This is a genomic window from Halomonas sp. PGE1 (genome assembly GCF_013000985.1).
GTDB classification, from domain to species: Bacteria; Pseudomonadota; Gammaproteobacteria; order Pseudomonadales; family Halomonadaceae; genus Halomonas; species Halomonas alkalicola.
This window is the reverse complement of sequence record NZ_CP053032.1, coordinates 765,439-791,525: the sequence shown is the minus strand read 5'-3', so window position 1 is coordinate 791,525 and position 26,087 is coordinate 765,439. Positions and strand designations below refer to the sequence as shown.

The 26,087-nt window shown below is 68.0% G+C and carries 26 protein-coding genes; 9 read left to right on the top strand and 17 right to left on the bottom strand.

The window, feature by feature from the left end:
* Positions 1–21 precede the first annotated feature (21 nt).
* Complete coding sequence (locus HIR79_RS03800; protein ID WP_169957216.1) at positions 22–522, top strand: TRAP transporter small permease; 501 nt, start codon at positions 22–24, stop codon at positions 520–522.
* Positions 519–1,811: a TRAP transporter large permease gene (locus HIR79_RS03795; RefSeq protein ID WP_169957214.1), complete on the top strand. Its 1,293-nt coding sequence runs from the start codon at positions 519–521 to the stop codon at positions 1,809–1,811. The genes HIR79_RS03800 and HIR79_RS03795 overlap by 4 nt, the downstream gene beginning before the upstream one ends.
* Positions 1,812–1,906: 95 nt before the next feature.
* Here the strand turns inward: HIR79_RS03795 and pobA are convergent, their stop codons facing one another.
* Positions 1,907–3,091 carry a 4-hydroxybenzoate 3-monooxygenase gene (gene pobA / locus HIR79_RS03790; protein WP_169957212.1) on the bottom strand — a complete coding sequence of 395 codons (1,185 nt, stop codon included), beginning with the start codon at positions 3,089–3,091 and terminating at the stop codon, positions 1,907–1,909.
* Positions 3,092–3,260: 169 nt separating this feature from the next.
* Between pobA and HIR79_RS03785 the strand changes: the two genes are divergently transcribed.
* Positions 3,261–4,187, top strand: coding sequence for a helix-turn-helix domain-containing protein (locus HIR79_RS03785; protein ID WP_169957210.1), 927 nt, complete (start codon positions 3,261–3,263; stop codon positions 4,185–4,187).
* A 29-nt stretch (positions 4,188–4,216) separates the two neighbouring features.
* Here HIR79_RS03785 and HIR79_RS03780 read toward each other — a convergent pair whose 3' ends face one another.
* From HIR79_RS03780 to salA, 5 genes are all read right to left on the bottom strand, one after another.
* The gene (locus tag HIR79_RS03780; protein WP_169957208.1) at positions 4,217–4,669 is read right to left on the bottom strand and encodes a hypothetical protein; all 453 of its coding nucleotides are present in this window, start codon (positions 4,667–4,669) and stop codon (positions 4,217–4,219) included.
* Positions 4,670–4,849: 180 nt separating this feature from the next.
* A complete protein-coding gene (locus HIR79_RS03775; protein ID WP_169957205.1) occupies positions 4,850–6,136 on the bottom strand; it encodes a TRAP transporter large permease in 1,287 nt (428 codons plus the stop codon).
* Complete coding sequence (locus tag HIR79_RS03770; RefSeq protein ID WP_169957201.1) at positions 6,129–6,653, bottom strand: TRAP transporter small permease; 525 nt, start codon at positions 6,651–6,653, stop codon at positions 6,129–6,131. Before HIR79_RS03770 ends, HIR79_RS03775 begins: the two co-directional genes overlap by 8 nt.
* A 14-nt stretch (positions 6,654–6,667) precedes the next feature.
* On the bottom strand, positions 6,668–7,702 hold the full coding sequence (locus tag HIR79_RS03765) for a TRAP transporter substrate-binding protein (RefSeq protein WP_169957199.1): 1,035 nt from the start codon (positions 7,700–7,702) through the stop codon (positions 6,668–6,670).
* A 352-nt stretch (positions 7,703–8,054) separates the two neighbouring features.
* A complete protein-coding gene (gene salA, locus HIR79_RS03760; protein WP_169957196.1) occupies positions 8,055–9,374 on the bottom strand; it encodes a salicylate 1-monooxygenase in 1,320 nt (439 codons plus the stop codon).
* A gap of 191 nt (positions 9,375–9,565) precedes the next feature.
* On the opposite strand from salA, the gene HIR79_RS03755 reads away from it, so the two are divergent.
* Positions 9,566–10,471 carry a LysR family transcriptional regulator gene (locus HIR79_RS03755; RefSeq protein ID WP_169957193.1) on the top strand — a complete coding sequence of 302 codons (906 nt, stop codon included), beginning with the start codon at positions 9,566–9,568 and terminating at the stop codon, positions 10,469–10,471.
* A 46-nt stretch (positions 10,472–10,517) separates the two neighbouring features.
* Here the strand turns inward: HIR79_RS03755 and HIR79_RS03750 are convergent, their stop codons facing one another.
* From HIR79_RS03750 to HIR79_RS03705, 10 genes are all read right to left on the bottom strand, one after another.
* Positions 10,518–10,919, bottom strand: a complete 402-nt coding sequence (locus HIR79_RS03750; protein WP_169957190.1) for a nuclear transport factor 2 family protein — start codon at positions 10,917–10,919, stop codon at positions 10,518–10,520.
* 81 nt (positions 10,920–11,000) lie between these two features.
* On the bottom strand, positions 11,001–11,834 hold the full coding sequence (locus HIR79_RS03745) for a 3-oxoadipate:acetyl-CoA acetyltransferase (protein WP_169957188.1): 834 nt from the start codon (positions 11,832–11,834) through the stop codon (positions 11,001–11,003).
* Between the two features lie 149 nt (positions 11,835–11,983).
* Positions 11,984–12,616 (bottom strand): protocatechuate 3,4-dioxygenase subunit alpha, encoded by a 633-nt coding sequence (gene pcaG, locus HIR79_RS03740; RefSeq protein WP_169957187.1) that lies wholly within the window; start codon positions 12,614–12,616, stop codon positions 11,984–11,986.
* Positions 12,617–12,629: 13 nt separating this feature from the next.
* Positions 12,630–13,352 (bottom strand): protocatechuate 3,4-dioxygenase subunit beta, encoded by a 723-nt coding sequence (gene pcaH / locus HIR79_RS03735; protein WP_169957186.1) that lies wholly within the window; start codon positions 13,350–13,352, stop codon positions 12,630–12,632.
* A gap of 118 nt (positions 13,353–13,470) precedes the next feature.
* On the bottom strand, positions 13,471–14,394 hold the full coding sequence (pcaQ, locus tag HIR79_RS03730) for a pca operon transcription factor PcaQ (RefSeq protein ID WP_169957184.1): 924 nt from the start codon (positions 14,392–14,394) through the stop codon (positions 13,471–13,473).
* Between the two features lie 66 nt (positions 14,395–14,460).
* A complete protein-coding gene (locus HIR79_RS03725) occupies positions 14,461–15,636 on the bottom strand; it encodes an alpha/beta fold hydrolase (protein ID WP_169957181.1) in 1,176 nt (391 codons plus the stop codon).
* A gap of 76 nt (positions 15,637–15,712) precedes the next feature.
* Entirely contained in the window at positions 15,713–16,915 is a 1,203-nt protein-coding gene (gene pcaF, locus HIR79_RS03720) for a 3-oxoadipyl-CoA thiolase (protein WP_169957179.1), read from the bottom strand.
* 35 nt (positions 16,916–16,950) lie between these two features.
* The gene (locus HIR79_RS03715; protein ID WP_169957176.1) at positions 16,951–17,724 is read right to left on the bottom strand and encodes a CoA-transferase subunit beta; all 774 of its coding nucleotides are present in this window, start codon (positions 17,722–17,724) and stop codon (positions 16,951–16,953) included.
* A complete protein-coding gene (locus tag HIR79_RS03710) occupies positions 17,724–18,554 on the bottom strand; it encodes a CoA transferase subunit A (RefSeq protein WP_169957173.1) in 831 nt (276 codons plus the stop codon). The genes HIR79_RS03715 and HIR79_RS03710 overlap by 1 nt, the downstream gene beginning before the upstream one ends.
* A 176-nt stretch (positions 18,555–18,730) precedes the next feature.
* A complete protein-coding gene (locus HIR79_RS03705) occupies positions 18,731–20,059 on the bottom strand; it encodes a class-II fumarase/aspartase family protein (RefSeq protein WP_169957170.1) in 1,329 nt (442 codons plus the stop codon).
* Between the two features lie 124 nt (positions 20,060–20,183).
* Between HIR79_RS03705 and HIR79_RS03700 the strand changes: the two genes are divergently transcribed.
* Together HIR79_RS03700 and HIR79_RS03695 are read left to right on the top strand one after the other, a co-directional pair.
* Entirely contained in the window at positions 20,184–20,975 is a 792-nt protein-coding gene (locus HIR79_RS03700) for an IclR family transcriptional regulator domain-containing protein (protein ID WP_169957167.1), read from the top strand.
* A gap of 45 nt (positions 20,976–21,020) precedes the next feature.
* A complete protein-coding gene (locus HIR79_RS03695; RefSeq protein WP_169957164.1) occupies positions 21,021–21,971 on the top strand; it encodes an AEC family transporter in 951 nt (316 codons plus the stop codon).
* Positions 21,972–21,989: 18 nt separating this feature from the next.
* On the opposite strand, the gene HIR79_RS03690 is transcribed toward HIR79_RS03695, so the two are convergent.
* Entirely contained in the window at positions 21,990–22,895 is a 906-nt protein-coding gene (locus HIR79_RS03690) for a LysR family transcriptional regulator (protein ID WP_169957161.1), read from the bottom strand.
* A gap of 158 nt (positions 22,896–23,053) precedes the next feature.
* Here HIR79_RS03690 and HIR79_RS03685 point away from each other — a divergent pair, with 158 nt between their 5' ends.
* From HIR79_RS03685 to HIR79_RS03675, 3 genes are read left to right on the top strand one after another with little or no spacing between them, the layout of a single operon-like run.
* Positions 23,054–23,266: a hypothetical protein gene (locus HIR79_RS03685; RefSeq protein ID WP_169957159.1), complete on the top strand. Its 213-nt coding sequence runs from the start codon at positions 23,054–23,056 to the stop codon at positions 23,264–23,266.
* The gene (locus HIR79_RS03680) at positions 23,259–24,716 is read left to right on the top strand and encodes a sodium:solute symporter family protein (protein WP_169957155.1); all 1,458 of its coding nucleotides are present in this window, start codon (positions 23,259–23,261) and stop codon (positions 24,714–24,716) included. The genes HIR79_RS03685 and HIR79_RS03680 overlap by 8 nt, the downstream gene beginning before the upstream one ends.
* A gap of 17 nt (positions 24,717–24,733) precedes the next feature.
* On the top strand, positions 24,734–26,038 hold the full coding sequence (locus HIR79_RS03675) for an amidohydrolase (RefSeq protein WP_119023729.1): 1,305 nt from the start codon (positions 24,734–24,736) through the stop codon (positions 26,036–26,038).
* Positions 26,039–26,087: the final 49 nt, after the last annotated feature.

Here is a 26,087-nt window from a genome sequence, read left to right as displayed (position 1 = left end):
CCTGCGGGGCAGGAGATTCCCATGCGACACACGCTCAACCGCGTGAGGCTGGGGGTGGAGGCAGTGCTGATCACGGCACTGCTTGCCATCGTGGCTCTCACCTTCTGCGACGTGCTGGGGCGCCGGCTGTTCGGCACCCCCATCTATGGCGCCCACGACATCACCGAGCACCTGATGGTGATCATCATCTTCTGCGGCCTGCCGCTGGTGACCGCCGACCGCGGCCATCTGGTCGTCGACCTGTTTGACCGCTGGCTCTCCTCGCCTCGCCTGCGCTGGTGGCATGCGCTGGTCTCGATCGGCGTGGCCGCCATCCTCTTCCTGATCGCCTGGCAGTACCTGCTGGCCGCCCGGCAGGCCGTGCTGATCCAGGAGGCGAGTCAGGCGCTCTACATTCCGCGCAGCTACATGTATGCCTTCATGTCCTTGACCGCCTGCCTGGCAGGGCTGGCCTCGCTCTTGCCCGCCTCTCTCTTCAGCCCCGCGGGCTCCGTCCACGATCAGGAAGGGAATGCATCATGATGATCGGCATCGTCTCCCTGCTCGGCGTGCTGATGCTCGCCTTCCTGCGCGTACCGCTGGCCTTCGCGCTGATGGCCGTCTCGATCGGCGGACTCACCTTCATGATCAGCTGGGACGTGACACGCTCCATGGTCTCACTGACCATCACCCAGGCGGTGTTCTCCTACGAGATGGCCGTGGTGCCCATGTTCGTGCTGATGGGCAACGTCCTGGCCCGCTCCGGCATCGCCGACGACCTGTTCCGCGCCGCCTACGCCTTCCTGGGCTCGACCCGTGGTGGCCTGGCGCTGTCGACCATGATGACCTGTGCCGGCTTCAGCGCCGTCTCCGGCTCCAGCCTGGCAACGGCCGCCACCATGTCCAAGGTGGCCTACCCGAGCATGAAGCGCTACGGCTACTCGGACTCCTTCGCCTCGGCGACCATCGCCGCGGGCGGCTCGCTCGGCATCCTGATCCCGCCCTCCATCATCCTGATCATCTACGGCATCCTCACCCAGACCAATATCGGACACCTGTTCATCGCCGGCGTGCTGCCGGGCCTGCTGGGGCTGGGTCTCTACCTGGTCGTGGTCTGGCTGGTCGCCCGCTGGCGCCCCGAGAGCGCCCCCCGGGGAGAGGCCGTGCCCCTCAAGGAGAAGCTCGCCTCGCTGCGCGGCGTCTGGCCCTTCGCCCTGCTCTTCGTGATGGTCATCGGCGGGATCTATGTGGGGCTCTTCACACCCACCGAAGCGGGAGGCATGGGGGCCGGCTTCGCCCTGATCATCGCCCTGCTGCAGCGGCGCATCGGGCTCCGGCATCTGCGCCGCATCTTCGTCGAGACCGCGGCGACCTCGGTGATGCTCTATGCGGTGCTGTTCGGCGCGATGCTCTTCACCCACCTGATCTCCTTCTCCGGGCTGGGCGAAGGCATCCGCCAGGCGATCGAGGGCATGGGCCTGGGGCCCTACCAGACGCTGCTGATGATCCTGCTGGTATTCCTGGTGCTGGGCTGCGTGATGGATTCGCTCTCCATCATCCTGATCTGCGTCCCGCTGTTCGTCCCCACCCTGGCCGCCGGCGGCTTCGACCTGGTGTGGTTCGGGATCATCGTGGTGGTGGTCACGGAGATCGCGCTGATCACGCCCCCTATCGGCATGAACGTCTTCGTGATCAAGGCGAGCCTGCCCCATGTCCCGCTGGTCAGCATCTACAAGGGGCTGGTGCCCTTCATCGGCGCGGACCTGGTCCGGCTGGGGCTGCTGATCGCCTTCCCCGCCATCTCCCTGGTCCTGGTCCAGATGATGCGATAGCAACGACGCGCCGCGAGGCAAGAGAAGAACACAGCGACGGCCACTATGGTGGCCGTCGCTGTGACTGGGCAGGGAATTCAAGTGCGGCTACCGCGCTACTCCAGAGATTCGTAGGGCAGGCCCACGTAGTTCTCGGCGATGGTGGTCAGCCCCGCCTCGGAGCCGGTCACGTAGTCGAGCTCGGCCTGCTGCATGCGGGTGGCGAAGTCCTCCTCCTCGGAGAACTTGTGCAGCATGGTGGTCATCCACCAGGAGAAGCGCTCGGCCTTCCAGATCCGCTTGAGGCAGGTGCGCGAGTAGTTGGGGATCAGATCGGTGCGCCCCTCCTGGAAGACCTTCACCATCAGCCGATAGAGGGTGTTGACGTCGCTGGCGGCGAGGTTGAGCCCCTTGGCGCCGGTAGGCGGCACGATATGCGCGGCGTCGCCGACCAGGAAGAGGCGGCCGTACTGCATCGGCTCGACCACGAAGCTGCGCAGCGGCGCGATGCTCTTCTCGATGGAGGGGCCGGTGACCAGCTTGGCGGCCACGTCGTCGGGCAGGCGGCGCTTGAGCTCCTCCCAGAAGCGCTCGTCGGACCAGTCCTCTACCTTCTCGTCCAGAGACACCTGGATGTAGTAGCGGCTGCGGGTCTCGGAACGCATGCTGCAGAGGCTGAAGCCACGTTCGTGGCGGGCATAGATCAGCTCGTCGGCCACCGGCGGGGTGTCGGAGAGAATCCCCAGCCAGCCGAAGGGGTAGACCTTCTCGAACTCCTTGATGCGGCCCTCGGGGATCGACTTGCGCGAAACGCCGTGGAAGCCGTCGCAGCCGGCCACGTAGTCGCAGTCGAGGCGCACCGTCTCGCCGTCCTTCTCGAAGGTGACCCAGGGCGCCTCGCTCTCCAGGTCGTGGAGCTGGACGTTGTCCGCCTCGTAGATAGTGGTGCCGCCGCTCGCCTCGCGAGCCGCCATCAGGTCGCGGGTCACCTCGGTCTGGCCGTAGACCATGACCTTGCTGCCGCCGGTCAGGCCGGCCAGGTCCACCCGCACCCGGCGGTTGTCGAAGGCCAGCTCGAAGCCATCATGGGGCAGGCCCTCGGCGTTCATGCGCTCATCGACCCCGGCCTCGCGCAGCAGGTCGACCATGCCCTGCTCCAGCACGCCGGCGCGAATGCGGCTCAGCACGTACTCGCCGCTCTTGCGCTCGAGGATGACGTTGTCGATGCCCTGACGGCTCAGCAGCTGGCCGAGCAGCAGGCCCGAGGGGCCCGCACCGATGATGGCTACCTGTGTCTTCATGAGGGGACTCCGTTGTTGTCTGTGATACCAGGGGCATTGCGCACAAGTGTTCGCTTGATGAATTGTATTTTTCAATGAAACGGCCGCCGATATAAGGCATGATCCACTTCATCACTTGGACTATCCACGCCTGCGCACTCGACCTTGGTCGTAGCCGAGAGGAGCCCCCATGACCACCGGCACCATTCCCGTCTTCAAGCTCTACGGCGAGACGCACCACTGGCCGACCCCGGACCTGCTTCACTGCGAGTCGATCCCGGAGCGCAGCGCCCTGCATGACTGGCATATTCGCCCCCACCGCCACGCCGACCTGGTTCACCTGCTGCATATCAGCCGCGGCCGGGTCGACCTCGAGCTGGAGGGAAGCCTTCATCCGCTCGAGGGGCCGCTGGTCATCGTGGTGCCGAGCATGAGCATTCACGGCTTCCGCTTCTCTCCCGATGTGGACGGCCACATCATCACCCTGGCGAGACCACTGGTGGAGCATCTGGCCGAGACGGCCAGCAGTGCCGGCACCCTGCTGCAGCACGCCGGCTTCCATGCGCTGCGCGACCCCGACAGCAAACGCCGCATCGCCACCCTGGTGGCCCAGATCGACGAGGAGTACCGCCAGCCGGCCCCCGGGCGGGCGCGTCTGCTGGAGGCATTGATCCAGGCGCTGGTGGTGGAGCTGGCGCGCCTGCAGGTCGCCGCCGGGCAGAGTCTCAAGGCCTCTGACCACCATCACGACCGGGGCCACCAGCATCTGGAGAACTACCAGGCACTGATCGAGGCCCAGTTTCGCCGCCAGCCGAGCGTCGAGCAGTTCGCCGCCCAGCTGGGCATGAGCAGCGCCCACCTCAACTCCCTGTGCCGCCGCCTAGCCGACCGCAGCGCCCTGCAGCTGCTCCACGAGCGCCTGCTGCTGGAGGCCAAGCGCCAGCTCACCTACACCAACATGACCATCAGCCAGATCGCCGACTCCCTGGGCTTCTCGGAGCCGGCCTACTTCACCCGCTTCTTCAAGCGCAACACCGGGTTCTCGCCACGTGACTTCCGGCTGCGCCAGCATGCCACCGAGGCCCAGAGACAAGACGCCCCCGACCAGGCGAGCTGAGCGGGGGCGAGTCGACGGCGGCGGCTCGTTCAGGCGGCAGCCGCCGCCCTCTTCTCGAAGGCCGTGGCGTTGGGGCAGAAGCTGCGACACTTCTCCCATCCGGTGCCGGCGCGCAGGGCGCGCCAGCACTGGCTTGCTACCGGACAGCGGTTGCAGACATGCTGCAGCTCCTGGAGATGTACGCTCTCCTCGGGGCCAAAATCCTCGACCGACAGGCCGAAGCGCTCCATCATCGTCGGCATCAGGGTCTCGACGGGAATCAGGTCCTCGCTGCCCCCTCGGTTGAGGGTACGCGCCACCTCGCGCTCGAAGGCCGGCGCCATGGGCGTATTCAGGTCACGGACCATGGCCTGGAAGGTCGGTCCCGCCTCGCGGCGCAGCTCCTGCACCAGCCGCGGCATCGAGGCATCGAAGAAGACGCCGCCCAGGCGCTGCAGCCAGGAACGGGAAGAGTGGGGAATCATCGGGGCTTGGTCATGCATGCGGCACCTCCAGTGTCGTGGCTCGACCAGGACGAGCGGCCGAGGAGCATGCCCCCAGAGTGGCGAAGGAGCGAGCGGGCGGCAATTGAGGTTTTCGCGCGGGGTCATAACCCTAGGGTTATCCCGATGGAAAAGGCCCTGCACATGGCAGGGCCTTCTGCTGATGGGGCGCCTCGTCGGCTAGAGCATCCACAGGGTGAGCACGGGGAAGGCAATCAGCAGCACCAGGCGCAGCAGGTCGGCGACGATGAAGGGCGTTACCCCCCGGTAGATCTCGCCCAGCGTCACATGGGGCGCCATGGCCTTGATCACGAAGACGTTCATGCCGACGGGTGGCGTCACCAGCCCCAGCTCCACGGTCAGCACGGTGAGGATGCCGAACCAGATCGGATCGATGCCCAACATGGTGATGATCGGGAAGACGACCGGCACCGTGATCACCAGCATGGCGATGGAGTCCATGAACATGCCGAGCACGAAGTACATGAGCAGGATCAGCAGCAGGACCACCATGGTCGGCACATCCAGGCCGCCCAGGAAGGCGCTGATGGTGAAGGAGATCCGCGATACCGAGATGAAGTAGCCCAGGGTCTCGGCCCCCACCAGCATGAAGAAGACCACTGCCGAGAGCGCCAGGGTCTCCTGGGCGCTCTGCCAGAGCCCCTTCAGGCGCATGCCCTTGTAGAGGGCATAGAGCAGGGTGGAGAAGGCGCCGACGCTGGCCCCCTCGGTGGGGGTGAACATCCCCTGGTAGATCCCGGCGATGATGATCACGAACACGACCAGGAAGGGCACCAGCCCGGATATCGAGCGCAGCTTCTCGCCGAGCGACGTTGGCTCCCCCGGTACCGCCATGTCGGGCCAGATCCGCATCACCACGCTCACCGTCAGGGCGTAGAAGACCAGCCCCATCAGCCCCGGGATGATGCCCGCCGCGAACATGTCGCCCACCGACTGCTCGGTGATCACCGCGTAGATCAGGAGGGCGATGCTGGGCGGAATCATGATCCCCAGGGTGCCGCCGGCGGCCAGGGTACCGGTGGCCAGCGAGCGCTTGTAGCCGTGCCTCTCCATCTCCGGCAGTGCCACCCGGGTCATGGTGCTGGCGGTGGCCAGCGATGAGCCGGAGATCGCCGAGAAGACCCCGCAGGAGCCCACGGTGGCGATGGCCATGCCCCCCTTCCAGCCGCCGCAGATGGTGCGGGTGGAATTGAACAGCATGCCCGCCATGCCGGAGTGGGCGGCCAGCACCCCCATGAAGATGAACATGGGAATGGCGCTGAAGTTGTAGCTGGAGAGCACGTCCACCGGCACCGACTTGACCATGGAGAGGGCAGCGCCCCAGGAGATCACCTGGGCGAAGCCCACCACCCCGACGGTCAGCATGGCCAGCGCCACCGGCACGCGCAGCACCAGCAGCAGCAGCAGCCCGATCAGGCCGATGCCGCCGATCATCTCGCTACTCATGATGGACACCCCCTGCATCGGTGGCGAAGAGCGCGCCCAGCAGGGCGTGCAGCAAGCTGCGCAGCGCCAGCAGGCCACACAGCAGCGCGCCGAACTGGTAGATGGGGGCCATGGGCAGGCGCAGGTCCTGGGTGACCTGGCCGCGCAGGGCGGCCACGCCGGCCTCCTGCCAGAGACCGATCGCCATCACCGCACCCAGCACCACGAAGCCAGCCAGGAAGAGCCCGCCCAGGCGCTCCTTCCACACCGGGGAGAGGCCGTGGCTGAAGGCCTCCACCACCACCTGGGAACGCTCGACGCTGGCCGCCATGGCCGCCAGCAGCGAAAACATCAGCAGGTAGCGCACCAGCTCGACGCTGCCGACCACGCTCCAGTTGAGGGCGCCCCCGGAGAGGCGAAACACCAGGCGCAGCAGCACATCGGCGATGGTCACGCCCATCATGGCCAGCAGCGCCAGCCCCGCCACCACCAGGCACAGGCGTGCCAGCAGGCGGCTCACGAACGACAAGGCTTGCATGAAATCGCTCTCGCTCAGCTCTGCTCGGCCGGGCAGGCGTCGCGCGCCGCCATGGCCGCCTCGTAGATCTCGCGGGCGTTATCCAGGCCGCGCCCCTCGAGTTCGCTCAGGTAGTTCTCGATCCCCTCCTTGAGGGGGCCGGCCCAGTCATCGTGCTCGAGGGGATTGTCGATCACTCGGATGGTGTGACCGGCCTCCTCGGCCTCCTGCTTGCCGGCCTCGTCCAGGCCGTCGAAGACCCGGCCCGCCACCTCGCTCCATTGCATGCCGCTGTTGGCCTCGATCACCGCCTGCTGCTCGGGGCTCAGGCGGTCGAAACTGCGCTGGCTCATGGTGGCGACGAAGATCAGCGAGTAGAATGGCACCTGGGTGTGGTAGTTGGCCAGCTCGTTGAGGCGGAAGACCTTCATGCCCTCCCAGGGGAAGCTCAGGCCGTCGATCACGCCGCGCTGCAGGGAGGTGTAGATGTCCGGGGCCGGCATGCCCACCGGCTGGGCGCCGAGGCGCTCGAGCATCTCGCCGGCCACCGCGGTGGGGCGACGGATGCGCAGGCCGGCGAGGTCGTCCGGCGACTGGATGTCGTGATCCGCGGTGTGCAGGTAACCGGGGCCGGTGGTGAACATGAACAGCACCCGGGTGTCGTCGTACTCGCCGGCGATATGGCCGTCGTCATAGAGGCTCTGCAGGATGCAGGCGCCCTGGCTTGCGGTGTCGGAGACCCCGGGCAGCTCGACGATCTGGGAGAGTGGGAAGCGCCCGGCGGTATAGCCCTGGGCGGTGATGGCGATGTCGGAGATGCCGTTGACCGCCCCCTGATAGGCCTGATCGGCGCGGGTCAAGGTCTGGGAGGGGAAGTTCTCGACGCGCAGCTCGCCGCCGGACTGCTCCTCGATGGTCTCGGCCCAGGCCTGGAAGATCTCCTGGTTGATGCCGGAGCCGTCGGGCCAGAAGTGCGACATGCGCAGGGTGGTGGATGCCTGGGCGGCGGAGGCCGCGGTCAGGCCCGCAATGGAAGCGGCGAGCAGGCAGCGTGACAGGGTGCGGTTCATGGGGAGCCTCCGGGGGTGTCGTTGTAATGGACTTATCGAAAGTTCGGCATCCGAATACGAGTTCGGATACGTGCAAAGCTACCCCACTCCCGAAGGCCTGAACAATGGACATTGGTCTATGGCAGAGGCGGCAGCACGCCATCACCGGCCGGCCCCATCCCTCCTCGCCACGAATCAGGACAAAGCAGCTGGAAAGTTGGACTATTCACAACTTTCCTGACGGCACGCCGAAGAAAGCCCGGGCACGCTGGCGTGCTCCGGGCCGAGAGGGGGAAACGCATGAAGGGCGAGGCCGCCCTCGTGAGGGAAGTGCTGGATGATGTCGTGACCCCCGAGGGTGGCGTCCGCACCATCAGCCGGCGGCTGTCTCCACCGTGGCGTTCTCCCCGGCCAGAAGCCTCCGAGCTGCCACCACATCCGCCACGGGATCGTGGTTCCAGAGCCAGTCGAAGCGGGTCTCGAGGTTCTCGATGAGCCTCGCCTCGTCGTCACCGATCCCTTCACCGGCGTACTCGTAGACGTTCCCCGCCTCGTGGGAGGTGCGCTGCACCCGGCAGGTGCGCGCATGGCGGACCGCCTCGAAGGCCGCCAGCACCTGCTCCACGCTGTCTCTGGTGCAGGCCTCATCGCCCAGCAGGCTGGCCAGCACGTAGGCGTCTTCCAGCGCCTGGCCGGCACCGGCGCCCTGGTGGGGCACCAGCGCATGGGCGGCATCGCCCACCAGCAGCACGCGGCCGCGGTGGTAGCGCGGCAGTTCGGGCAGCTCGTGCAGCGCCCAGCGGGTTGGCTCGGGAATGCACGCGAGGATCGCCTGGGAGGCCGCGCCCCAGCCGGCGAAGACTTCCCGCATCTCCTGCTGTGTCACCGCCTGGACCCACTCCTCTCCCTCGGGAAGTTTCGGCTCGGGGGTGGAGCGGTCGGTGATGAAAGCCACCACGTTGATCAGCTCCGACTGCTTGACCGGGAAGGTGAGGATATGGCGGTCGTGGCCCAGGTACATCTGGGGCACCAGGGCCAGGCGCCGGTCGGCGCCCCTGGCTTCCAGCGCTTCCTCCAGCTGGGCGGTGGGGATCATGCCGCGATAGGCGTAGGTGCCGCTCCAGAAGGGCGCGATCTCGCCGAAGGTCTCGGCCGGCAGCACGTTGGCGCGCACCACCGACTTGATGCCGTCAAAGCCGATCAGGATATCCGCGGTGAAGGAGGTGCCGTCGGCGAAGTGGGCGGTGGCGCTATCACCCTGCTGGGTGACCTCGACGCAGCGCTTGCCGAAATGGGCGATGCCGGCGGGCAGCTGGGCCACGATGGCGTCCAGGAAATCCGCCCGGTGCACCGAGGACTGCCCGCAGCCGGGGGCCAGGGTGGCGGTCAGGTAGCCGTCGTCGCTGCCGCGCCGCCACTCGAACCAGACGTCCTCGAAGGGTGCCGGCGAGGAATCGGCGATGCGACGGTAGGCCGCCTCGAGGCCGAGCCGCTGGATGGCGCGCACGGCGTTGGGACCGAAGGAGACCCCGGCGCCGATCTCGGAAAACTGCGGCGCCGCCTCGAAGAGCTGCACGTCGAGGTCGGCATGGCGGGAGAGGGCCACGGCGAAGGCCACGCCGCCGATGCCGCCGCCGATGATGGCGACGGACAGGCGAGAAGCAGAGGGGGACGCAGTAGTGTGATTGGGCATGATGCGAGCTCCGTCAGGGACACTGTTATTGGAATGGCGTCGTTGTTGGAATGACGTCGTTATTGGCATGGCGTCAGCTGATGAGGCGCAGGCTAGAGCCCCCTCGATATTCACACAACACAATCACCTTCATATTCTGAATAAATAGAAGTAATATTGCATTGAATACAGTTAATTAGGCGAGGCAGGGCATGCTGCGGCTGGCGGATATCGATGTGAACCTGCTGGTGGTCTTCGACCTGCTCTATCGCGAGGGCAACACCCAGCGGGTGGCCGAGCGGCTCGGCGTGACCCAGCCCGCCGTCAGCCACGCGCTCAAGCGCCTGCGCCGGCTGCTCGACGATGAGCTCTTCGAACGCACCTCGCGGGGACTTTCGCCGACGCCGCGGGCGGACCAGCTTCACCCCGGCATCGCCGAGGCGCTGGCCCGGCTGCATGAGACCCTCAACCTGGGCGATGACTTCGAGCCGGCCAGCAGCGAGCGCACCTTCCAGCTGGCGATGACCGATATCGGCGAGATCGTCTTCCTGCCGCGGCTGCTGGAGCACCTGGCCAGGGAGGCACCGGGCATCCGGCTCAGCACGGTGCGCAGCCATCAGGAGGACCTGAAGCGGGGGATGGAGGAGGGGCGGATCGACCTGGCCGTTGGCCTGATCCCCCAACTGGGCGCCGGCTTCTACCAGCAGCGGCTCTTCGTGCAGCGCTATGTCTGCCTGATGCGGGCGGGCCACCCGCTGGCGGCGGGCGACTTCAGCATGGAGGCCTTCACGGCCGCCACCCACGCGGTGGTGGTGGCGAAGGGCACCGGGCACGGCATCGTCGAGGAGCAGCTCGCCCGGGCGGGCATCGAGCGCCCAATCCGGCTGCAGCTGCCCCACTTCGCCGCCGTGCCCTACATCATCAGCGAGAGCGACCTGGTGGTGACGGTGACCGACAAGTTCGCCGAGGCGACCCGTAGACGCTTCGGGCTGGCGGTGCACGAGCACCCCCTGCCCTTTCCCGAGATCCCCATCAACCTCTTCTGGCACCGCCGCTACCACCGCGACGCCGGCAACCGCTGGCTGCGCGGCCTGCTCTTCGCGATGTTTGCGGAATAGAGTCCGGCCGGCTGGCGGGTCACCGGAGCCCGGCGGAACAGCAGGGTTACTGTGGCTTCGCCCAGGCCGCCCGGGTGCTGTGCACGGCGCTCTTGTGGGTGATCTGCCAGCGGCCGTCGAGCTTGAGCAGCGCCAGCACGTCCACCCAGGAGTCCGCCAGGTTCTCGGTGTTGTCGAAGCCCAGCAGCACGCTGGCCACCTCGCCGGCCTGGGTCACCTGGATGACGCGACCACGCACCTGCCGGTGGCTGGCCGCCCAGCGCTCGAAGCGGTCGCTGATCAGGTCCTTGCTGAAGCCGCCCTCGGCGTCCACCGCCAGGATCCAGGCGTCCTCGTGGAAAGCCGCTTCGAGCCTGTCCCGACGGCCCTGAAAGCCCTCCACATAGCCCTGCACCACGCGGACGATCTCGTCATGGTCAGGCGTGCGCTCGTCGACTGTCGTATTCATGCGCTTCTCCTTCTGGTATCGCCACAACATGAACGCCGCCTGCCATGAGACGGCAGGCGGCGTGTCACCCGAACGGCTGAATCACGCGGGCTGGCCAAGGCCCAGGATCTCGCGGGCCTGCTGCCAGGTGGCCACCGGGCGCTCGTACTTCTCGCACAGCGCCACGGCGCGCTCGACCAGGGCCGCGTTGGAGGGGGCCAGGGTGTCGCGGTCGAGGCGCACGTTGTCCTCGAGGCCGGTGCGGGTATGGCCGCCGGCGGCGATGGACCACTCGTTGAGCTTGAGCTGGTTGGAACCGACACCGGCGCCGCACCACTGGGCATCCGGCGCCAGCCGCTTGAGGGTCTCGATGTAGAAGTCGAAGGTCGGCTTGTCGGCCGGCATGGCGTTCTTCACGCCCATCACGAACTGCACGTAGAGCGGCGCCTTGAGCTTGCCCTGCTTGGACAGGTTGACCGCCTGGTGGATATGCGACAGGTCGAAGGCCTCGATCTCGGGCTTGATGTCGTACTTGAGCATCTCGCCGGCCAGCCAGTCGACCAGCTGGGGGGCGTTCTCGTAGACGCGGTTGGGGAAGTTGTTGGAACCCACCGACAGGCTCGCCATGTCGGGCCTGAGCGGCAGCATGCCGCCACGCTCCTCGCCGGCCCCGGAGCGGCCGCCGGTGGAGAGCTGGATGATCATGCCCGGGCAGTGCTTCTTCAGGCCTTCCACCAGGCGCGCGAACTTCTCCGGGTCGGAGCTGGGGGTCTGGTCATCGTTGCGCACGTGGCAGTGGGCGATGGTAGCCCCGGCCTCGAAGGCCGCCTGGGTGCTCTCGATCTGCTCCTCGACGGTGATCGGCACGGCCGGATTGTTTTCCTTGCGCGGCAGGCTGCCGGTGATGGCGACACAGATGATGCAGGGGTTGGACATGGTGCTCTCTCTTCGTACCGACACGGTACTGTGGCTCGTTATCGTCAGGGGGTGCTTCCCCCCGCGGCGGGTGCTCGGCGTCAGCAACGCCGAGCGCCGCCCCGGGAGGCGGCGCGGATGACCGGGACCCTGACGACCAGGGCGCCCAATCAGAAGTCGAAGAAGACCGTCTCACCCTCGCCCTGCAGGCGAATATCAAGGCGATAGCGCACCTTGCCGTCGACCTCCTCGCGCCTGGCAATCAGGGTCTGGCGGCGGGTCGGCGACTCGATGCGGGTCAGCACCGGGCACTTGCCGTTGGCCTCGGCCTCGTCCTCGAAGTAGAGGCGCGTCTGCAGGTGGATGTTGACCCCGCGGGCGAAGATCGACAGGTTGATGTGCGGCGCCTGGGGCTGGCCGCTGGCGTGGGCGACCGGGCCCGGCTTGATGGTCTTGAGCGACCACTCGCTGCCGTGGTCGAAGGTGGTGGCGGTGCGACCGAAGCTGTTGAACGGCTTCTTCAGGTCGAACTCGCGCTGATACTCGCCCTTGGCATCGGCCTGCCAGGCCTCGATGAAGGCGTCGCGCACGAGGTCACCGTTGCCGTCGATGACGGTGCCGACGATCTCGATCTGCTCGCCCTCTGCCCCGTCACGGGCCATCTCGTTCCAGATCTCCTCGTCGCGAGTCGGGTTGCCGGCGGCGGCCAGGGCCAGGCCGATATGCACGTAGGGCCCGGCGGTCTGGGAAGCGGTCTCGCGAAGCATCAGTTCGCTGGTGGGTCGGGAATTCGGCTGGTTCATCTCGTTGCCCCTGTCACTGATTCTCGAAGTAGGTCTGCAGTTCGCCGCGTACCACCAGGTCGAAGCGATAGGCCAGGCAGTCCATGGGATTGCTGCGGGCCATGTCCAGGCGACCGATCATGGTCTCGACGGCGTCGCGATCCTTGATGGTGTTGACGATGGGGCACAGCGGAATCAGCGGATCGCCCTCGAAGTACATCTGGGTGATCAGACGGGTGGAGATCGACGGCCCCATCACCGAGACGTGGATGTGGGACGGACGCCAGCTGTTCATGTCGTTGGGCCAGGGGTAGGGGCCCGGCTTGATGGTGCGGAAGCGGTACCAGCCCTGCTCATCGGTCAAGGTGCGGCCCACGCCACCGAAGTGGGGGTCCAGCGGCGCCAGGTAGCGATCGTTCTTGTGGCGATAGCGGCCGCCGGCGTTGGCCTGCCACATCTCTACCAGGGTGTGGGGCACCGGCTTGCCGAACTGGTCGACCACGCGGCCGAACATGATGATGCGCTCGCCCTGAGGAAGGCCCTGACCCTGAGTGAAGTTGAGCAGCAGGTCGTTGTCATGGGGGCCCATGCGCAGATGCCGGAAATCGGGGCCGGAGAGCTCCGACACGGTGGGCTTCTGCATGCTGACCAGGGCCTGCTGCGGGGAGCGGGCCACGGAGGTCTTGTAGCCGGGGGCATAGGCCGGCGGATGCCAGTTGCGGTCGCGCTCGACGAAGCGCTTGTTCTCTTCCTGCATGACGATCGTCTCCGGGGGTGGATGATTGACCTGGGTCAGTGTCGCGGCATTGACACCGGCTGACCATTGACGTCTTGGCCACTCGACATAACCCCCAGGTTATGGGAAGGCCCCGCCCTCACTTCAGGCTCGCCGCTACCTGCCGGAGGCGCTCGCAGAAGGCCTCCAGTGCCAGCGAAGGGCGCAGGGTGGCATTCAGGCAGAGCCCCACCGAGCCGCCCTGCTGCTCCAGCGGCAGGGCCAGCTCGTAGAGCTCTCCCGCCGCCACGCTACCGTCCACAGCCTCCTCGGGCGCCACCCAGATCGCATCGCTGCCCAGGGTGTAGCCGCGACTCAGCGGCAGCGACAGCGTCTCCAGGCGGCGCGCCGGCAGGATCAGGGAATGGCGCACGCAGAAGCTGTCCACCTGCTGGCGCAGGGTCGTCTGGGGTGGCGGCAGCACCCAGGGGTAGGCGCCCAGCGCGTCGGCCGACAGCGGGCTCACACCGGCCAGGGGGTGCCCGGCACGCACCATCAGCAGCAGCCGCTCGTAATAGAGATGCTCGAAGGCCAGGTCCTGGATCTCGCGCGCCTCGGTCATGCGCCCCACCACCAGATCCAGCTCCCCGCGGCGCAGCCGCGAGAGCAGGAAGGCGCTGGGGCCGGTCACCACGTTCACACCGACGTCGGCATGCTCCGCCTCCTGCGCATGCCAGTGCCGCAGTGCCTCGGGGAGCAGGCGACTCTCCACGGTGGAGAGCGCCCCCACCCGCAGCCGGCGCACGCCGTCGCGGGCCTCGCCGATGGCGCCAATGCCCTCCTCCAGGGCGCGAATCGCAGGGCCGGCATGGCGCAGCAGGGTCAGGCCCGCCTGGTTCAGGGCCACCCCCTTGGGCGTGCGCTCGAACAGGCTGGTACCCAGCGTCTCCTCGAGCTCGCGGATGGTCTTGGAGATCCCCGGCTGGGTGATCGCCAGGCGTTCCGCGGCACGCGCAAAGCTGCGTTGCCGCGCCACCTCTAGGAAGGCCTGCAGGTGACGCAGCTTGATCCGGGCATTGAGCATGTCCACCTCCTGCCGGCGCCCGCACGGGCGCCGAAGCCCCCCGCCGAAGCGAGGCGCGATCGTCACTTAGCGGGCATCACCCCAGCCCAGCTCCTTGGCCAGGGCGAAGGCGTGGTTGGCCGCCGGCACGCCGCCGTAGATGGCCACGTGCATCAGCACCTGGCGCAGCTCCGCCTCGGTCAGGCCGATGCGCTTCGCGGTCTTGAGGTGCAGCGTCAGCTCCTCGCGGCCCAGGGCGGCCAGGATGCCGGTGGTGATCATGCTGCGCTCGCGACGGGTCAGGTCGTCGTTGCTCCACAGCTCGCCCCAGGCCAGCCGGGTGATCATCTGCTGGAAGGGGGCGTCCAGGCTGGTGGCGTTCTCGGTGGAGCGCGCCACGTGGGCCTCGCCCAGCACCTGCTTGCGGGTCTCAAGGCCCGTAGCGTAGTCGACGCCCTGGTTGCCGACATCGCCAAGGTCCACCGCCATCACCGCCAGCAGCTTCTCGGCGAAGAGTCCGGGCACCTCCACGGAGGGCACGTGACCCACGCCCTCGAGGATCTCGAGGGGAGCGCCGTCGAGCTCCGCGGCCAGGACCTCGAGGGTCGCCGGCGGGGTGGCCAGGTCCTCGCTGCCGCCCAGCAGCTGTACCTTCACCGGCTTGCCGCTGAGCTTGCCGGTAAAGGCGTGGCTGCCCAGCATCTCGCAGAGCCTGGCGTAGGAGTCATCGTCGCCGCGGCCCATCTGGGTGCACCAGCCCGCCTTGAGGGCGGGCTTCGCCTCGAAGCAGGCCGGGGCGAACCAGCGCGGCACGATCTCCTCGGACATAGCCGCCAGGCCCTCCACGCGGATGCGGCCGGCGCGGGTGTTCCACAGCTCGGCATTGCCGATCACCGCCCCGGTGTTGGTCAGGGTGGCGGAGAGCAGGCGCTCGGCGTGCTCGCTGATCAGCTGCTGGCCCACCACGCCGCCGATGGAGGTGCCGGCGAAGTGGAAGCGCTTGGCACCGGCGTGATCGGCCAGGGCCAGGGCCTCGGCGGCCAGGTCGGCCGGGGCGATGGGGGCCTCGCCCCAGGCCTGGCTGGCGCCGTGGCCGGGCAGGTCCCAGGTCAGCACCCGGTAGCGCGGCAGCAGCGCCGGCAGGACGTCGTCCCACACCGCCTGGCTCATCCCCAGGGGGTGCGCCAGCACCACCAGGGGGTTGGCCTCGCTGCCGAGCAGGCGATAGGCGACGCTGCGCCCGTTGATGTTCAGAAATGCCATGGTCTCTCTCCGTGCAGTGCAACGGGAAGGGCCGGCGACAGTGGTTGGCCGGCCCCGATTCCTCGCTTGGTCGCGCCTATACCCGCTCTATCAGGGTAGCAATGCCCTGCCCCACGCCTACGCACATGGTGCACAGGGCGTAGCGCTTGCCGCTCTTCTGCAGCTCGTGGGCCGCGGTCAGCAGCAGGCGGGCGCCGGACATGCCCAGCGGGTGGCCCAGCGCGATGGCGCCGCCGTTGGGGTTGACCCGCGGGTCGTCGTCGGCAATCCCCAGCTCGCGCAGGCAGGCCAGCGCCTGGGCGGCGAAGGCCTCGTTGAGCTCGATCACGTCGATCTCGTCCAGCGACACGCCGGTGCGCGCGAGCAGCTTCTGCACCGCGGGCACCGGGCCGATGCCCATGATGCGCGGCTCGACGCCGGCAGTGGCCATGCCGAGGATCTTCGCCATGGGGGTGAGGCCGTGCTTCTCCACCGCGGCGGCGCTTGCCACCAGCATGGCGGCGGCGCCGTCGTTGACTCCGGAGGCGTTGCCGGCGGTGACCCTGCCACCTTCGCGGAACGGCGTCGGCAGGGCGGCGAGCTTGTCGAGCGTCGTCGCGCGCAGGTGCTCGTCTTGGTCGAAGCGCAGCGGCTCCTGCTTGCGGCGCGGGATCTCGATGGCGGTGATCTCACATGCGAAGCGGCCGGCGGCCTGGGCGGCGGCGGCCTTCTGCTGGGAGCGCAGTGCGAAGGCGTCCTGGTCCTCGCGGGAGATCTTGAACTGCTCGGCCACGTTCTCGGCGGTCTCCGGCATCGAGTCGACGCCATAGGCCTTCTTCATCAGCGGGTTGATGAAGCGCCAGCCGATGGTGGTGTCCTCGATCTGCTGGCCCCGCGAGAAGGCGCTGTCGGCCTTGCCCATCACGTAGGGGGCCCGGGACATCGACTCCACGCCGCCGGCCAGCGCCAGGTCCATCTCGCCGGCCTTGATGGCACGGAAGGCGGTGCCCACCGCATCCATGCCGGAGCCGCACAGGCGATTCAGGGTAGTGCCGGGTACGGATACCGGCATGCCCGCCAGCAGCAGCGACATGCGCGCCACGCTGCGGTTGTCCTCGCCGGCCTGGTTGGCGCAGCCCATGAAAACCTCTTCGATGGCGGCAGGGTCGAGCTCCGGGGCTTCGGCCAGCACCGCCTTGAAGATGGCGGCCGCCAGGTCATCGGGGCGCACGCTCGAGAGGGTGCCGCCGAAACGGCCCACGGCGCTGCGCCGCGGATGGCAGAGGAATACGTCGGTCATTGCCTTATCTCCTGAAATCGCTGCGGGTGGCGGCATCACGCCCCGGCATGGGCGCGGGCGGTGCGGTCCTTGAGGTCCCGCAGGATCTCGAGCTCGCGGGCCGAAGGCTCCGGGGTGGTCTCGAGCCGCTCGGCGAAGCGGATCTCCCAGCCGGTGGCCTCGATCACGTCCTCGCGGGTCACGCCCGGGTGGAGCGACACCACCACCAACTCCTTGGTCTCGGGGTCCGGCTTCATCACGCACAGATCGGTGATCACCCGGGTCGGGCCCTTGCCGATATTGGGCACGCCGTCGCGCCCCTTGCCGTCACGGCCGAAGCCCAGGGTGGTGACGAAGTCGACCCGGTCGACGAAGGCGCGCTTGGAGTGCTTCAGGGTGATGAAGACCTCTCCCGCATTCGTCGCGATCTCCGGCGCGCCGCCGCCGCCCGGCAGGCGCACCTTGGGCTCGCGGTAGTCGCCGATCAGGGTGGTATTGAGGTTGCAGTAGCGGTCGATCTGGGCGGTGCCCAGAAAGCCCACGTCGATCTTTCCGCCCTGCAGCCAGTAGCGGAACATCTCGGGCACCGCCACGGTGGTGAGCGCCGTCTCGGCCAGCTCGCCATCACCGATGGAGAGCGGCAGCACGTCGGGCTTGGTCTGCAGGGTGCCGGATTCATAGATCAGCACCACATCGGGGGCGTGGGTCAGGCGCGCCAGGTTGGCGGCCTCGGAGGGCAGGCCGATGCCGACGAAGCAGGTGGTGCCGTTCTCCAGTGCGCGCGCCGCGGTGACGGTCATCATCTCCGAGGAAGTGTATTCGAGGCTCATCAGGCGTTCCCCCCTGCGTTCATGACGTTCTCTTCGATCCAGGCCGTGAAGGTGTCGCGATCCCGCGCGATGGCATCCCACTCCTTGTAGAAGGCGTTGTTGCGCGGGTAGTAGCCGTGGGCATAGGAGGGCAGCGAGCCCTTCTCGGCCACGGCGATGGCGTCGATGGCCCAGCCCGGAATGATGCAGGTGTTGGGGTGGTAGTCCGGCTCGGTGCGCAGGTCGTCGACGATCTCCTCGACGGTGACGATGCTCTTCTTCGCGGCCAGCACCGCCTCCTTCTGCACGCCGACGATGCCTTCCACCAGCACGTTGCCGGCACGATCGGCCTTCTGGGCGTGGACGATGGAGACGTCCGGGCGCACCGAGGGCACCGCGGCCAGGCGCTCACCGGTGAAGGGGCACTCGATGAACTTGATCTGGTCGTTGACGCTGGGCAGCTCGCTGCCCACGTAGCCGCGCAGCACCGCCAGGGGCAGGCCCGCCGCGCCGGCCTCGAAGGCGCAGGCCATGGCGGCATGGCTGTGCTCGAGGATCTCGACCTTGTGGGGCCAGCCCTTCTCCACCGCGTCGCGCAGGCGATGCAGGGAGCCCACGCCGGGGTTGCCGCCCCAGGAGAAGATCACCTTCTTCGCGCAGCCCGCGCCGATCAGCTGATCGTAGATCAGGTCGGGGGTCATGCGGATCAGGGTCAGGTCGCGTTTCTTCTGGCGAATCACCTCGTGACCCGCGGCGAAGGGAATCAGGTGGGTGAAGCCCTCCATGGCAACGGTAGCGCCATCCTCGACGTAGCGCGCCACCGCGTCATGCAGGCTCAGGAACTCGGCCATGGGATCTCCTCCTGGCGTTGATTCTCGCAAAAGTTCGAATAGCGAACTATGTTTTGTGATGCGAACAAATTACTCCCACCGTCGGCCAGCGTCAAATTGTCGACGCTCCAGAACGCCGAGAGGGGAAGGCCAGGCCTTCCCCTCTCGTACACCACAATGTCTTCCCGGACAGTCGGTTAACTGGCCATCAGCCACTCGGCGGCGCGCGCCACCTGCGCCCGACTACTACCAAGGTATAATGACGGATCCGTGACACAGGCCACCTCCTCCGGGTCCAGCCGGCCCTGTACCTCGGGATGGGCATTGAGCGCCGCGGCGTAGGCAACCCCCTGCAGGCGCGCCGTCTCGGCGGCCTCGGCGCTGATGCGCTTGGCGGCGTCCGGCCCCAGGGTCGGCGCCAGCAGCTTCGCCACCGGCTCGGCCATGATCCCGCCGCCGGTAGCGGCCAGGTTGCGCTGCATCGCCTCGGGGTGCACCTCCAGTCCCTCCAGCAGCACCGCGGCCTGCTCCAGGGCCCCCTCCAGCAGCAGGGCACTGTCGACCAGCGGCGCCCACTCGGCGTGCCATTCCCCCAGGCCCCGCTCAAGAGGCTGGGCAGCGGCGTTGAGCAGCACCGTGGCATGGCCATGCACCTGACGGGCCGCGCCGCGGATCAGCGCGCAGCGCACCGGGTTGCGCTTGTGGGGCATGGAGGAGGATTCGCCCATGCCGGGGGCCGAGGGCTCGGCCACCTCGCCCACCTCGGTCTGGGTCAGCAGCGCCACGTCCAGGGCCAGCTTCTCGGCGGCACCCGCCACCGCGTCCAGCGCCGTGCCCAGGGCATGCACCGGCTGGCGGTCGGTGTGCCAGGGCAGCACCGGTGCACTCAGCCCCAGCCGCTCGGCCAGGGCGTCCATGAAGTCGAGCCCAAGGTTGTCCCAGCCAGAGTGCACCCCCACGGCACCGCCGAACTGCACCGGCAGCTCGACACCGGCCAGCCGGCGGCGCGCCTGCTCCAGGCCGATGGCCCAGTGCGCCACCTTGACCCCGAAGGTGATCGGCAGCGCCTGCTGCATCAGGGTGCGCCCCACCATGACCGTCTCGCCATGGGCCTCCATCAGCGCCAGGGCGGCGGCACGGCAGCGCCGCAGCAGCGCATCCAGGGCCGCCAGGCGCGGCTTGAGCAGCAGCATCAGGGCGGAGTCGACCACGTCCTGGCTGGTGGCCCCTTGGTGGAAGTAGCGCTTGAGCTCGGCGGGCAGGGCCGCCCTGCCCTGCTTCACGAAGGGAATCGCCGCGTTGCCGCCGCTGGCAATGCCGGCGGCGATGGCATCGATATCGAAGCGGTGTCCCTCGAGGAGATGGCGCATCTGGGCACTCATCTGCTCGGGGACGGCACCGCGGGCCTCCTGAACCTCGGCCAGGGCCAGCTCGAAGGCCAGCATGGCCTGGACCATGGCCTCGGCGTTGCATTCGGCCAGGGCCGACTGGCTCATGAAGGGGTGCTGGATCAGGGCGGCAGGCATCGGAGATCTCCGGCGATGGCAGGGGCCAGCAGGGGGCTAGCCAAAAGTCGTACAAGTGTTCGCAATTCGAACACTATGCTAGATTGGAGCGTGGATTCGAGCAACACGACCAAGGACACGAAGGATGGCAACCGCAGCACAGGATGAGGTCCTGACCCCCGACGATCGCGATTTCGTCACCGCCCTGGCCAGCGGCCTGGAGGTGATCCTGGCCTTCGACGAGGCGCACCCGCGCATGACGCTCAGCGAGGTCGCCGCGCGCACCGGCATGAACCGCGCCCGCGCCCGGCGCTTCCTGCTGACCTTGCATGCCCTGGGCTACGTGCGCAAGCAGCAGCGAGTCTTCGAGCTGGCCCCCCGGGTCCTGCAGCTGGGCTACGCCTTTCTCTCCGCCAACGACTATCGCAGCGTGATCCAGCAGGTGCTCGAGGATATCACCGAGGCCTGCGGCGAATCGTCCTCGCTGGGGGTGCTGGATGGCGACGAGGTGATCTATGTGGCCCGCTCCTCCTCGCGCCACCGGCTGATGGCCATCACCCTCTCGGTGGGCACCCGCCTGCCGGCGGCCCACACCTCCATGGGGCGCGTGCTGCTGGCCCAGCTGCCGGACGCGGAACTCGACGCCTGGCTCGAGCGGGCGGTGCTGGAGAAGCATACCGAGAAGACCATCACCGACAAGGCCGAGCTCAGGAAGTGCATCCTGAAGGTGCGCCAGCAGGGCTACGCCATCGCCGACCAGGAGCTCGACTCCGGGCTGCGTTCCATCGCCGTCCCGGCCTTCGATGCCAACGGCAAGCTGCTCGGCGCCATCAACATCAGCACCAACGCGGCCCGGGTCAGCCACGAGACCCTGATGGACCTGTACCTGCAGCTGCTGCAGGAGAAGTCACGGCTCATTCGCACCAGCATCAGCTGAGGCCCTCCCCCCTCTTCAACCCTCCAAGGAAAGGAAGGCAACACCGTGCTGGAGATACTGGCCATTACCCTGCCGATCTTCCTGCTGATCTGCGCCGGCTTCACTGCCGCCCGTTCCGGCCTGATGAGCCGCGACAACCTGCAGGGCGTGGGCACCTTCGTCATGTACCTGGCGCTGCCCTCGCTGATCATCCGCGCCCTGACCGACTACCCCCTGGCCGAGGTGCTGAACCCCGGCTACCTGCTGGCCTACACGGCGGGGTCGCTGGCGGCCTTCCTGCTGGGGCTGGCGCTCTCCGTGGGGCTGCGCGGCAAGCGCCTGGATGCCGGCGCCATCCACGCCCTGGGCATGTCGGCGTCCAACAGCGGCTTCATCGGCTACCCCGTGGCGCTGATGGCCATCGGGCCGCCGGCGGCCATCTTCATGGCGCTGAACATGGTGGTGGAGACCCTGATCATCATTCCCTTGGCGCTGATCCTGGCCGAGGCGGGTCGCCAGAACGGCAACGGCCTGGGCGCGGTGGTGCGCCAGACCTTCGCCCGCCTGACCCGCAACCCGGTGCTGGTCGGCCTGCTCATCGGCATCATTCTGGCGCTGAGCGGCCTGCGCCTGCCGGGCCCGCTGGCACAGGCCATCGACATGCTCGCCGAGGCCGCCGGCCCCGCGGCACTGTTCACCATCGGCGGCATGCTGCATGGGCTCAAGGCGCGCGGCATGGCAGCGGACGTCAGCCAGGTGGTGCTCGGCAAGCTGCTGCTCCACCCCCTCGCGGTAGTGGCCGCCTTCCTGCTGCTGCCCGACCCGGACCCGCTGCTGATCGCCGGGGCCCTGCTGTTCGCCTGTGCGCCGATGATCAGCGTCTACCCGCTGTTCGGCAAGCAGTATGGTCAAGGCGACGTCAGCGCCGCGGGCCTGATGGTCAGCACCCTGGCCTCCTTCATGACGATCAGCCTGATGATCTGGGGGCTGACACGCTACGGGCTGCTGCCGCTCTAGGCTCTATCCGAAAACTGCCTACCCCTGCTCCTCGCCGGCGAAGCAGCTGCCGGCCAGCGTCACCAGGTTATGCAGCGCGGGGGAGTCGTTGCCCGTGCGCCAGGCCAGCCACAGCGGCATGTCGCAGGCGGCGAGCTCGGCAAGCCCAAGGAAGTGAACCCCGGGCATGGGCAGGCAGGCGCTGGCGGCGGGCACGATGGCGATACCGAGGCCGGCGGCCACCATGCTGAGGATGGCGGTATTGTCGGCGCCGAACTGGACGATCCGCGGGTGGAAGTCGAGGCGCTGGAAGTGGGTCATCACCCGGTCGTAGTAGACCGGCGAGACGCTGCGAAAGCCCCAGATGAAGTCCGCCTGTTCGAGCTCGTGCAGGCGCTGCGGCGGCGAGCCGGCCCAGCGCGAGGAGGATGGCACCGCCAGGATCAGGTGGTCGTCCTGCAGCCGCCGGGTCTTAAGGCCGTGCTGCTCGGCGCTGTCGAGGTAGAGGATGCCGGCATCCAGGGTCCCTTCGCGCAGCCGCTCGAGCTGGGGGCCGGAGAGCAGCGGAAAGACCTCGAAGCCCACCTGCGGAAAGCGCTGCCGGTAGAGGTTCATCAGGCCGGCGACCTCCGGCATCCACAGGTGGGTCACCGTGACCCCGAGGCTCAGCTTGCCGGTCATGCCGCTGCCCAGCGCCGAGAGCCGCGCCTTGATCTGGGTGCGGCGGTCGAGCAGCGCCACCGCCTCCTCGAAGAGCACCTGCCCCGCCACCGTCAGCCGCACGCCCCGGGCGTGCCGCTCCAGCAGCCGGGTCTCCAGGCTCTCCTCCAATAGTCGTATCTGGCGGGTCAGCGCGGGCTGGGCCACGTGCACGCGGCGGCTGGCGGCCGAGATCGAGCCGGTCTCCGCAACCGCAATGAAATAGCCGAGTTGGCGAAATTCCATGGGGATCTCGACGCCCTGAAACGAGGAGCCTCCACTCTACCCATACCACTTCAGCATGTCAGCTATGCAAAAGCTATATTTTTGCTATCGAAAGGCGCGTTTCATAGTGAGATGACAACCCACAACAGGTCTCGCCACGGGCGAGCTGGACCCTCACGATGAACAAGACCTACCACCTGCTGACGGGACTGCACTTCGCGCTGTGCACCCTGGCCATGATCTGGCCCGGCGCCCTGATCGCCAACCGCATCGAGCCCACCGTGCTCGGTCTCCCCTTCCTGTTCTTCTGGTACATCCTGTGGATGCTGGTGCTGTTCGCCGGCATGTGGGTGGCCTTCGTGGTACGTCACGGAGGTGGCCGCCATGAATGATTCGCTGATCGTCGTCGGCATCACCCTCACCTACCTCATCGGCGTGCTCTGGGTCGGCCTGCGCGCCCGCGGCCAGGAGAGCTCGAGCCTCGAGGGCTATGTGGCCGGTGGCCGCCATGTGGGCGTGGTGATCCTCTTCTTCATCCTCGGCGCCGAGATCTTCTCCGCCTTCGCCTTCCTGGGGGCGCCGGGCTGGAGCTACCAGCACGGCGCGCCGGCCTTCTACATCCTCGCCTACCTCTCGCTGGTGCCGATCACCATCTGGGCCATGGGGCCGCGGGTCGCGGCGCTGGGGCGCGAGAAGGGCTACCTGACCCAGGGCGACATGATCGCCGACCACTACCAGAGCAAGCCGCTCGGCATCCTGGCCGGGGTGATCGGGGTGCTGGCCCTGGTGCCCTACCTGACCATCCAGATCGCCGGCGCCGGCCTGCTGTTCCAGGCCGCCACCGACGGCCTGATCCCCTTCTGGCTCGGCGCGCTGCTGGCCTTCGTGGTGGTCGCCGCCTACGTCTTCTGCAGCGGCCTGAGCGGCATCGGCTGGACCAACCTGATCCAGGGCATCATGATGATCGCCATCGCCTGGTTCCTGGGCCTGTCGATCTCCGAGCGCCTCTACGGCGGGGTCGGCGAGATGTTCAGCCAGATCCAGCTGACCATGCCCGAATACCTGACCATGCCCGGGGCCACCGGCATGAACTGGGGCTACTTCAGCACCGCGGTGCTGGTCAGCGCCTTCGGCGGCGCCATGTGGCCACACCTGTTCATGAAGTTCTACTCCGCCGACAGCGGCAAGACCCTGCGCAAGGTCAGCGTCTTCTATCCCCTCTACGCCTACCTGCTGGTGCCGCTGCTGTTCATCGGCTTCGCCGGCATCCTGGTGTTCGCCGACGAGCCCCTGGCGCGCTCCGACACCGTGCTGCTGCGCATGGTCATGGACGTGGCCAACTTCTCCCCCTGGGTGGTCGGCCTGATGCTCTCCGGCGCCCTGGCGGCGGCCATGTCCACCGGCGCCAACCTGGCCCATACCGCCGCCATCGTGCTGGTCCGCGACGTGGTCGGCCCCACCGTGATGAAAGGGGCAAGCGAGAAGAGCGTGGTACGCGCCACCCGCTGGAGCGTGCTCGGCCTGTCGCTGATCGCCTACCTGTTCGCCCTGGCCAACCCCGCCTCGCTGGTGTTGCTGCTGCTCGGCGCCTACGGGCTGATCGTCCAGCTCTTCCCGATGGTCATCGGCGCTCTGTTCCTGCCGCAGCTGCGTCGCGCCAGCGTGATGGCCGGCGCCCTGGTCGGCAGCCTCGCCTACCTGCTGATGGACTTCGTCTGGAGCTCGCCGCTGGGCTGGCACGCCGGCGTCTGGGCGATGCTGCTCAACGTCGGGGTGGTGGCGGCCTGGCAGTGGCTCGGCAAGCCCGCCCTCGCGGCTTCGACCCCGCAACGCACCCAATGAGCGCCATGGAGGCCATGATGACAACCCAATCCCCGACGCTGGATCTCAAGGGCGCCATCGGCGCCCAGGTAGACGCGACCCTCGAGCAGATCCAGACGCTCTATCGCCAGCTGCACCAGCATCCGGAGCTGCCCTTCCAGGAGCATGAGACATCCGCACGGCTCGCCGAGGCCCTGGAGGGGCTCGGCTATGAGGTGACCCGTGGCGTGGGCGGCACCGGCGTGGTGGCGCTGCTCCGAAACGGCGAGGGCCCCACGGTGATGCTGCGCGGCGACATGGACGCCCTGCCGATCAAGGAGGCGACCGGCCTCGACTTCGCTAGCCGCGATACCGCCATCGCCGATGACGGCAACGAGGTGCCGCTGATGCACGCCTGCGGCCATGACCTGCACAGCAGCTGCGTGGTGGGTGCCGCCGCGGTGATGGCCGGGCTTCGGACGCACTGGTCCGGCACCCTGATGCTGATCTGCCAGCCCGCCGAGGAGATCTTCGGCGGCGCCAGGGCGATGCTCGACGACGGCCTCTACACGCGCTTCGGCCGCCCCGACGTGGTCCTCGGCCAGCACAACATGCCGGCCCTGGCCGGCACCGTCGGCCATATTGCCGGCGGCGCCATGGCGGCCTGCACCAACCTGGCGGTGACGATCCACGGAGCCGGGGGCCACGGCTCCATGCCGGCCCAGACGGTGGACCCGGTGGTAATCGCCGCCCACGTGGTGACCCGCCTGCAGACGATCGTCTCCCGGGAGGTGCCGCCGGAGGAGACCGTGGTGGTCACCGTCGGCAAGCTTGCCGCCGGCACCCAGGCCAACATCATCCCGCATTCGGCGGAGCTCGAGATCAACGTGCGCAGCTTCGACAACGCCCTGCACCGCCAGGTGGTCGCGAGCATCGAGCGCATCGTGCGCGCCGAGTGCGAGGCGGGGCGCTCGCCCAGGCCGCCGGAGTTCCGGGTGCTCAACGAGACCATCGCCCTGCACAACGATGCCGTAGCGGTGGAGCATGTGCGCCGCGCCCACGCCGAGCACTTCGGCGAGGCCAGCCTCTACGCCATGCCGCGGCTCAACGGCAGCGAGGACTTCCCCTTCTTCGGCAACGCCGAAGCGGGCGGCTTCGGCGGCGAGGATATTCCCTGCGTCTACTGGTTCATCGGCGCGACGCCAGCAGCGCGCTGGGCCGACACCCCCGGGGCGAGCGTGACCGAGAAGATGCGCCACCTGGAAATGCCCCACTCCCCCTACTACTTCCCGGGCAACCCGGTGACCCTGCGCACCGGCATCGAGGCCATGGCCGCGGGGGCCCTGGCCTGGCTGGCCCGCTGAGGCCCAGTTCATACGGCACGCTCATACGCCACGCTCATACACCACCATG

What these genes read in the sequence shown, in the direction of transcription:
- HIR79_RS03710 (WP_169957173.1), bottom strand. Translation starts at nt 18,554, where the DNA reads ATGGCCGAGTTCCTGAGCCTGCATGACGCGGTGGCGCGCTACGTCGAG.
- pobA (WP_169957212.1), bottom strand. Translation starts at nt 3,091, where the DNA reads ATGAAGACACAGGTAGCCATCATCGGTGCGGGCCCCTCGGGCCTGCTG.
- pcaQ (WP_169957184.1), bottom strand. Translation starts at nt 14,394, where the DNA reads ATGCTCAATGCCCGGATCAAGCTGCGTCACCTGCAGGCCTTCCTAGAG.
- HIR79_RS03755 (WP_169957193.1), top strand. Translation starts at nt 9,566, where the DNA reads ATGCTGCGGCTGGCGGATATCGATGTGAACCTGCTGGTGGTCTTCGAC.
- HIR79_RS03690 (WP_169957161.1), bottom strand. Translation starts at nt 22,895, where the DNA reads ATGGAATTTCGCCAACTCGGCTATTTCATTGCGGTTGCGGAGACCGGC.
- HIR79_RS03700 (WP_169957167.1), top strand. Translation starts at nt 20,184, where the DNA reads ATGGCAACCGCAGCACAGGATGAGGTCCTGACCCCCGACGATCGCGAT.
- pcaH (WP_169957186.1), bottom strand. Translation starts at nt 13,352, where the DNA reads ATGCAGGAAGAGAACAAGCGCTTCGTCGAGCGCGACCGCAACTGGCAT.
- salA (WP_169957196.1), bottom strand. Translation starts at nt 9,374, where the DNA reads ATGCCCAATCACACTACTGCGTCCCCCTCTGCTTCTCGCCTGTCCGTC.
- HIR79_RS03680 (WP_169957155.1), top strand. Translation starts at nt 23,259, where the DNA reads ATGAATGATTCGCTGATCGTCGTCGGCATCACCCTCACCTACCTCATC.
- HIR79_RS03795 (WP_169957214.1), top strand. Translation starts at nt 519, where the DNA reads ATGATGATCGGCATCGTCTCCCTGCTCGGCGTGCTGATGCTCGCCTTC.
- HIR79_RS03775 (WP_169957205.1), bottom strand. Translation starts at nt 6,136, where the DNA reads ATGAGTAGCGAGATGATCGGCGGCATCGGCCTGATCGGGCTGCTGCTG.
- HIR79_RS03745 (WP_169957188.1), bottom strand. Translation starts at nt 11,834, where the DNA reads ATGTCCAACCCCTGCATCATCTGTGTCGCCATCACCGGCAGCCTGCCG.
- pcaF (WP_169957179.1), bottom strand. Translation starts at nt 16,915, where the DNA reads ATGACCGACGTATTCCTCTGCCATCCGCGGCGCAGCGCCGTGGGCCGT.
- HIR79_RS03785 (WP_169957210.1), top strand. Translation starts at nt 3,261, where the DNA reads ATGACCACCGGCACCATTCCCGTCTTCAAGCTCTACGGCGAGACGCAC.
- HIR79_RS03675 (WP_119023729.1), top strand. Translation starts at nt 24,734, where the DNA reads ATGACAACCCAATCCCCGACGCTGGATCTCAAGGGCGCCATCGGCGCC.
- HIR79_RS03725 (WP_169957181.1), bottom strand. Translation starts at nt 15,636, where the DNA reads ATGGCATTTCTGAACATCAACGGGCGCAGCGTCGCCTATCGCCTGCTC.
- HIR79_RS03770 (WP_169957201.1), bottom strand. Translation starts at nt 6,653, where the DNA reads ATGCAAGCCTTGTCGTTCGTGAGCCGCCTGCTGGCACGCCTGTGCCTG.
- HIR79_RS03705 (WP_169957170.1), bottom strand. Translation starts at nt 20,059, where the DNA reads ATGCCTGCCGCCCTGATCCAGCACCCCTTCATGAGCCAGTCGGCCCTG.
- pcaG (WP_169957187.1), bottom strand. Translation starts at nt 12,616, where the DNA reads ATGAACCAGCCGAATTCCCGACCCACCAGCGAACTGATGCTTCGCGAG.
- HIR79_RS03800 (WP_169957216.1), top strand. Translation starts at nt 22, where the DNA reads ATGCGACACACGCTCAACCGCGTGAGGCTGGGGGTGGAGGCAGTGCTG.
- HIR79_RS03765 (WP_169957199.1), bottom strand. Translation starts at nt 7,702, where the DNA reads ATGAACCGCACCCTGTCACGCTGCCTGCTCGCCGCTTCCATTGCGGGC.
- HIR79_RS03685 (WP_169957159.1), top strand. Translation starts at nt 23,054, where the DNA reads ATGAACAAGACCTACCACCTGCTGACGGGACTGCACTTCGCGCTGTGC.
- HIR79_RS03715 (WP_169957176.1), bottom strand. Translation starts at nt 17,724, where the DNA reads ATGAGCCTCGAATACACTTCCTCGGAGATGATGACCGTCACCGCGGCG.
- HIR79_RS03780 (WP_169957208.1), bottom strand. Translation starts at nt 4,669, where the DNA reads ATGCATGACCAAGCCCCGATGATTCCCCACTCTTCCCGTTCCTGGCTG.
- HIR79_RS03750 (WP_169957190.1), bottom strand. Translation starts at nt 10,919, where the DNA reads ATGAATACGACAGTCGACGAGCGCACGCCTGACCATGACGAGATCGTC.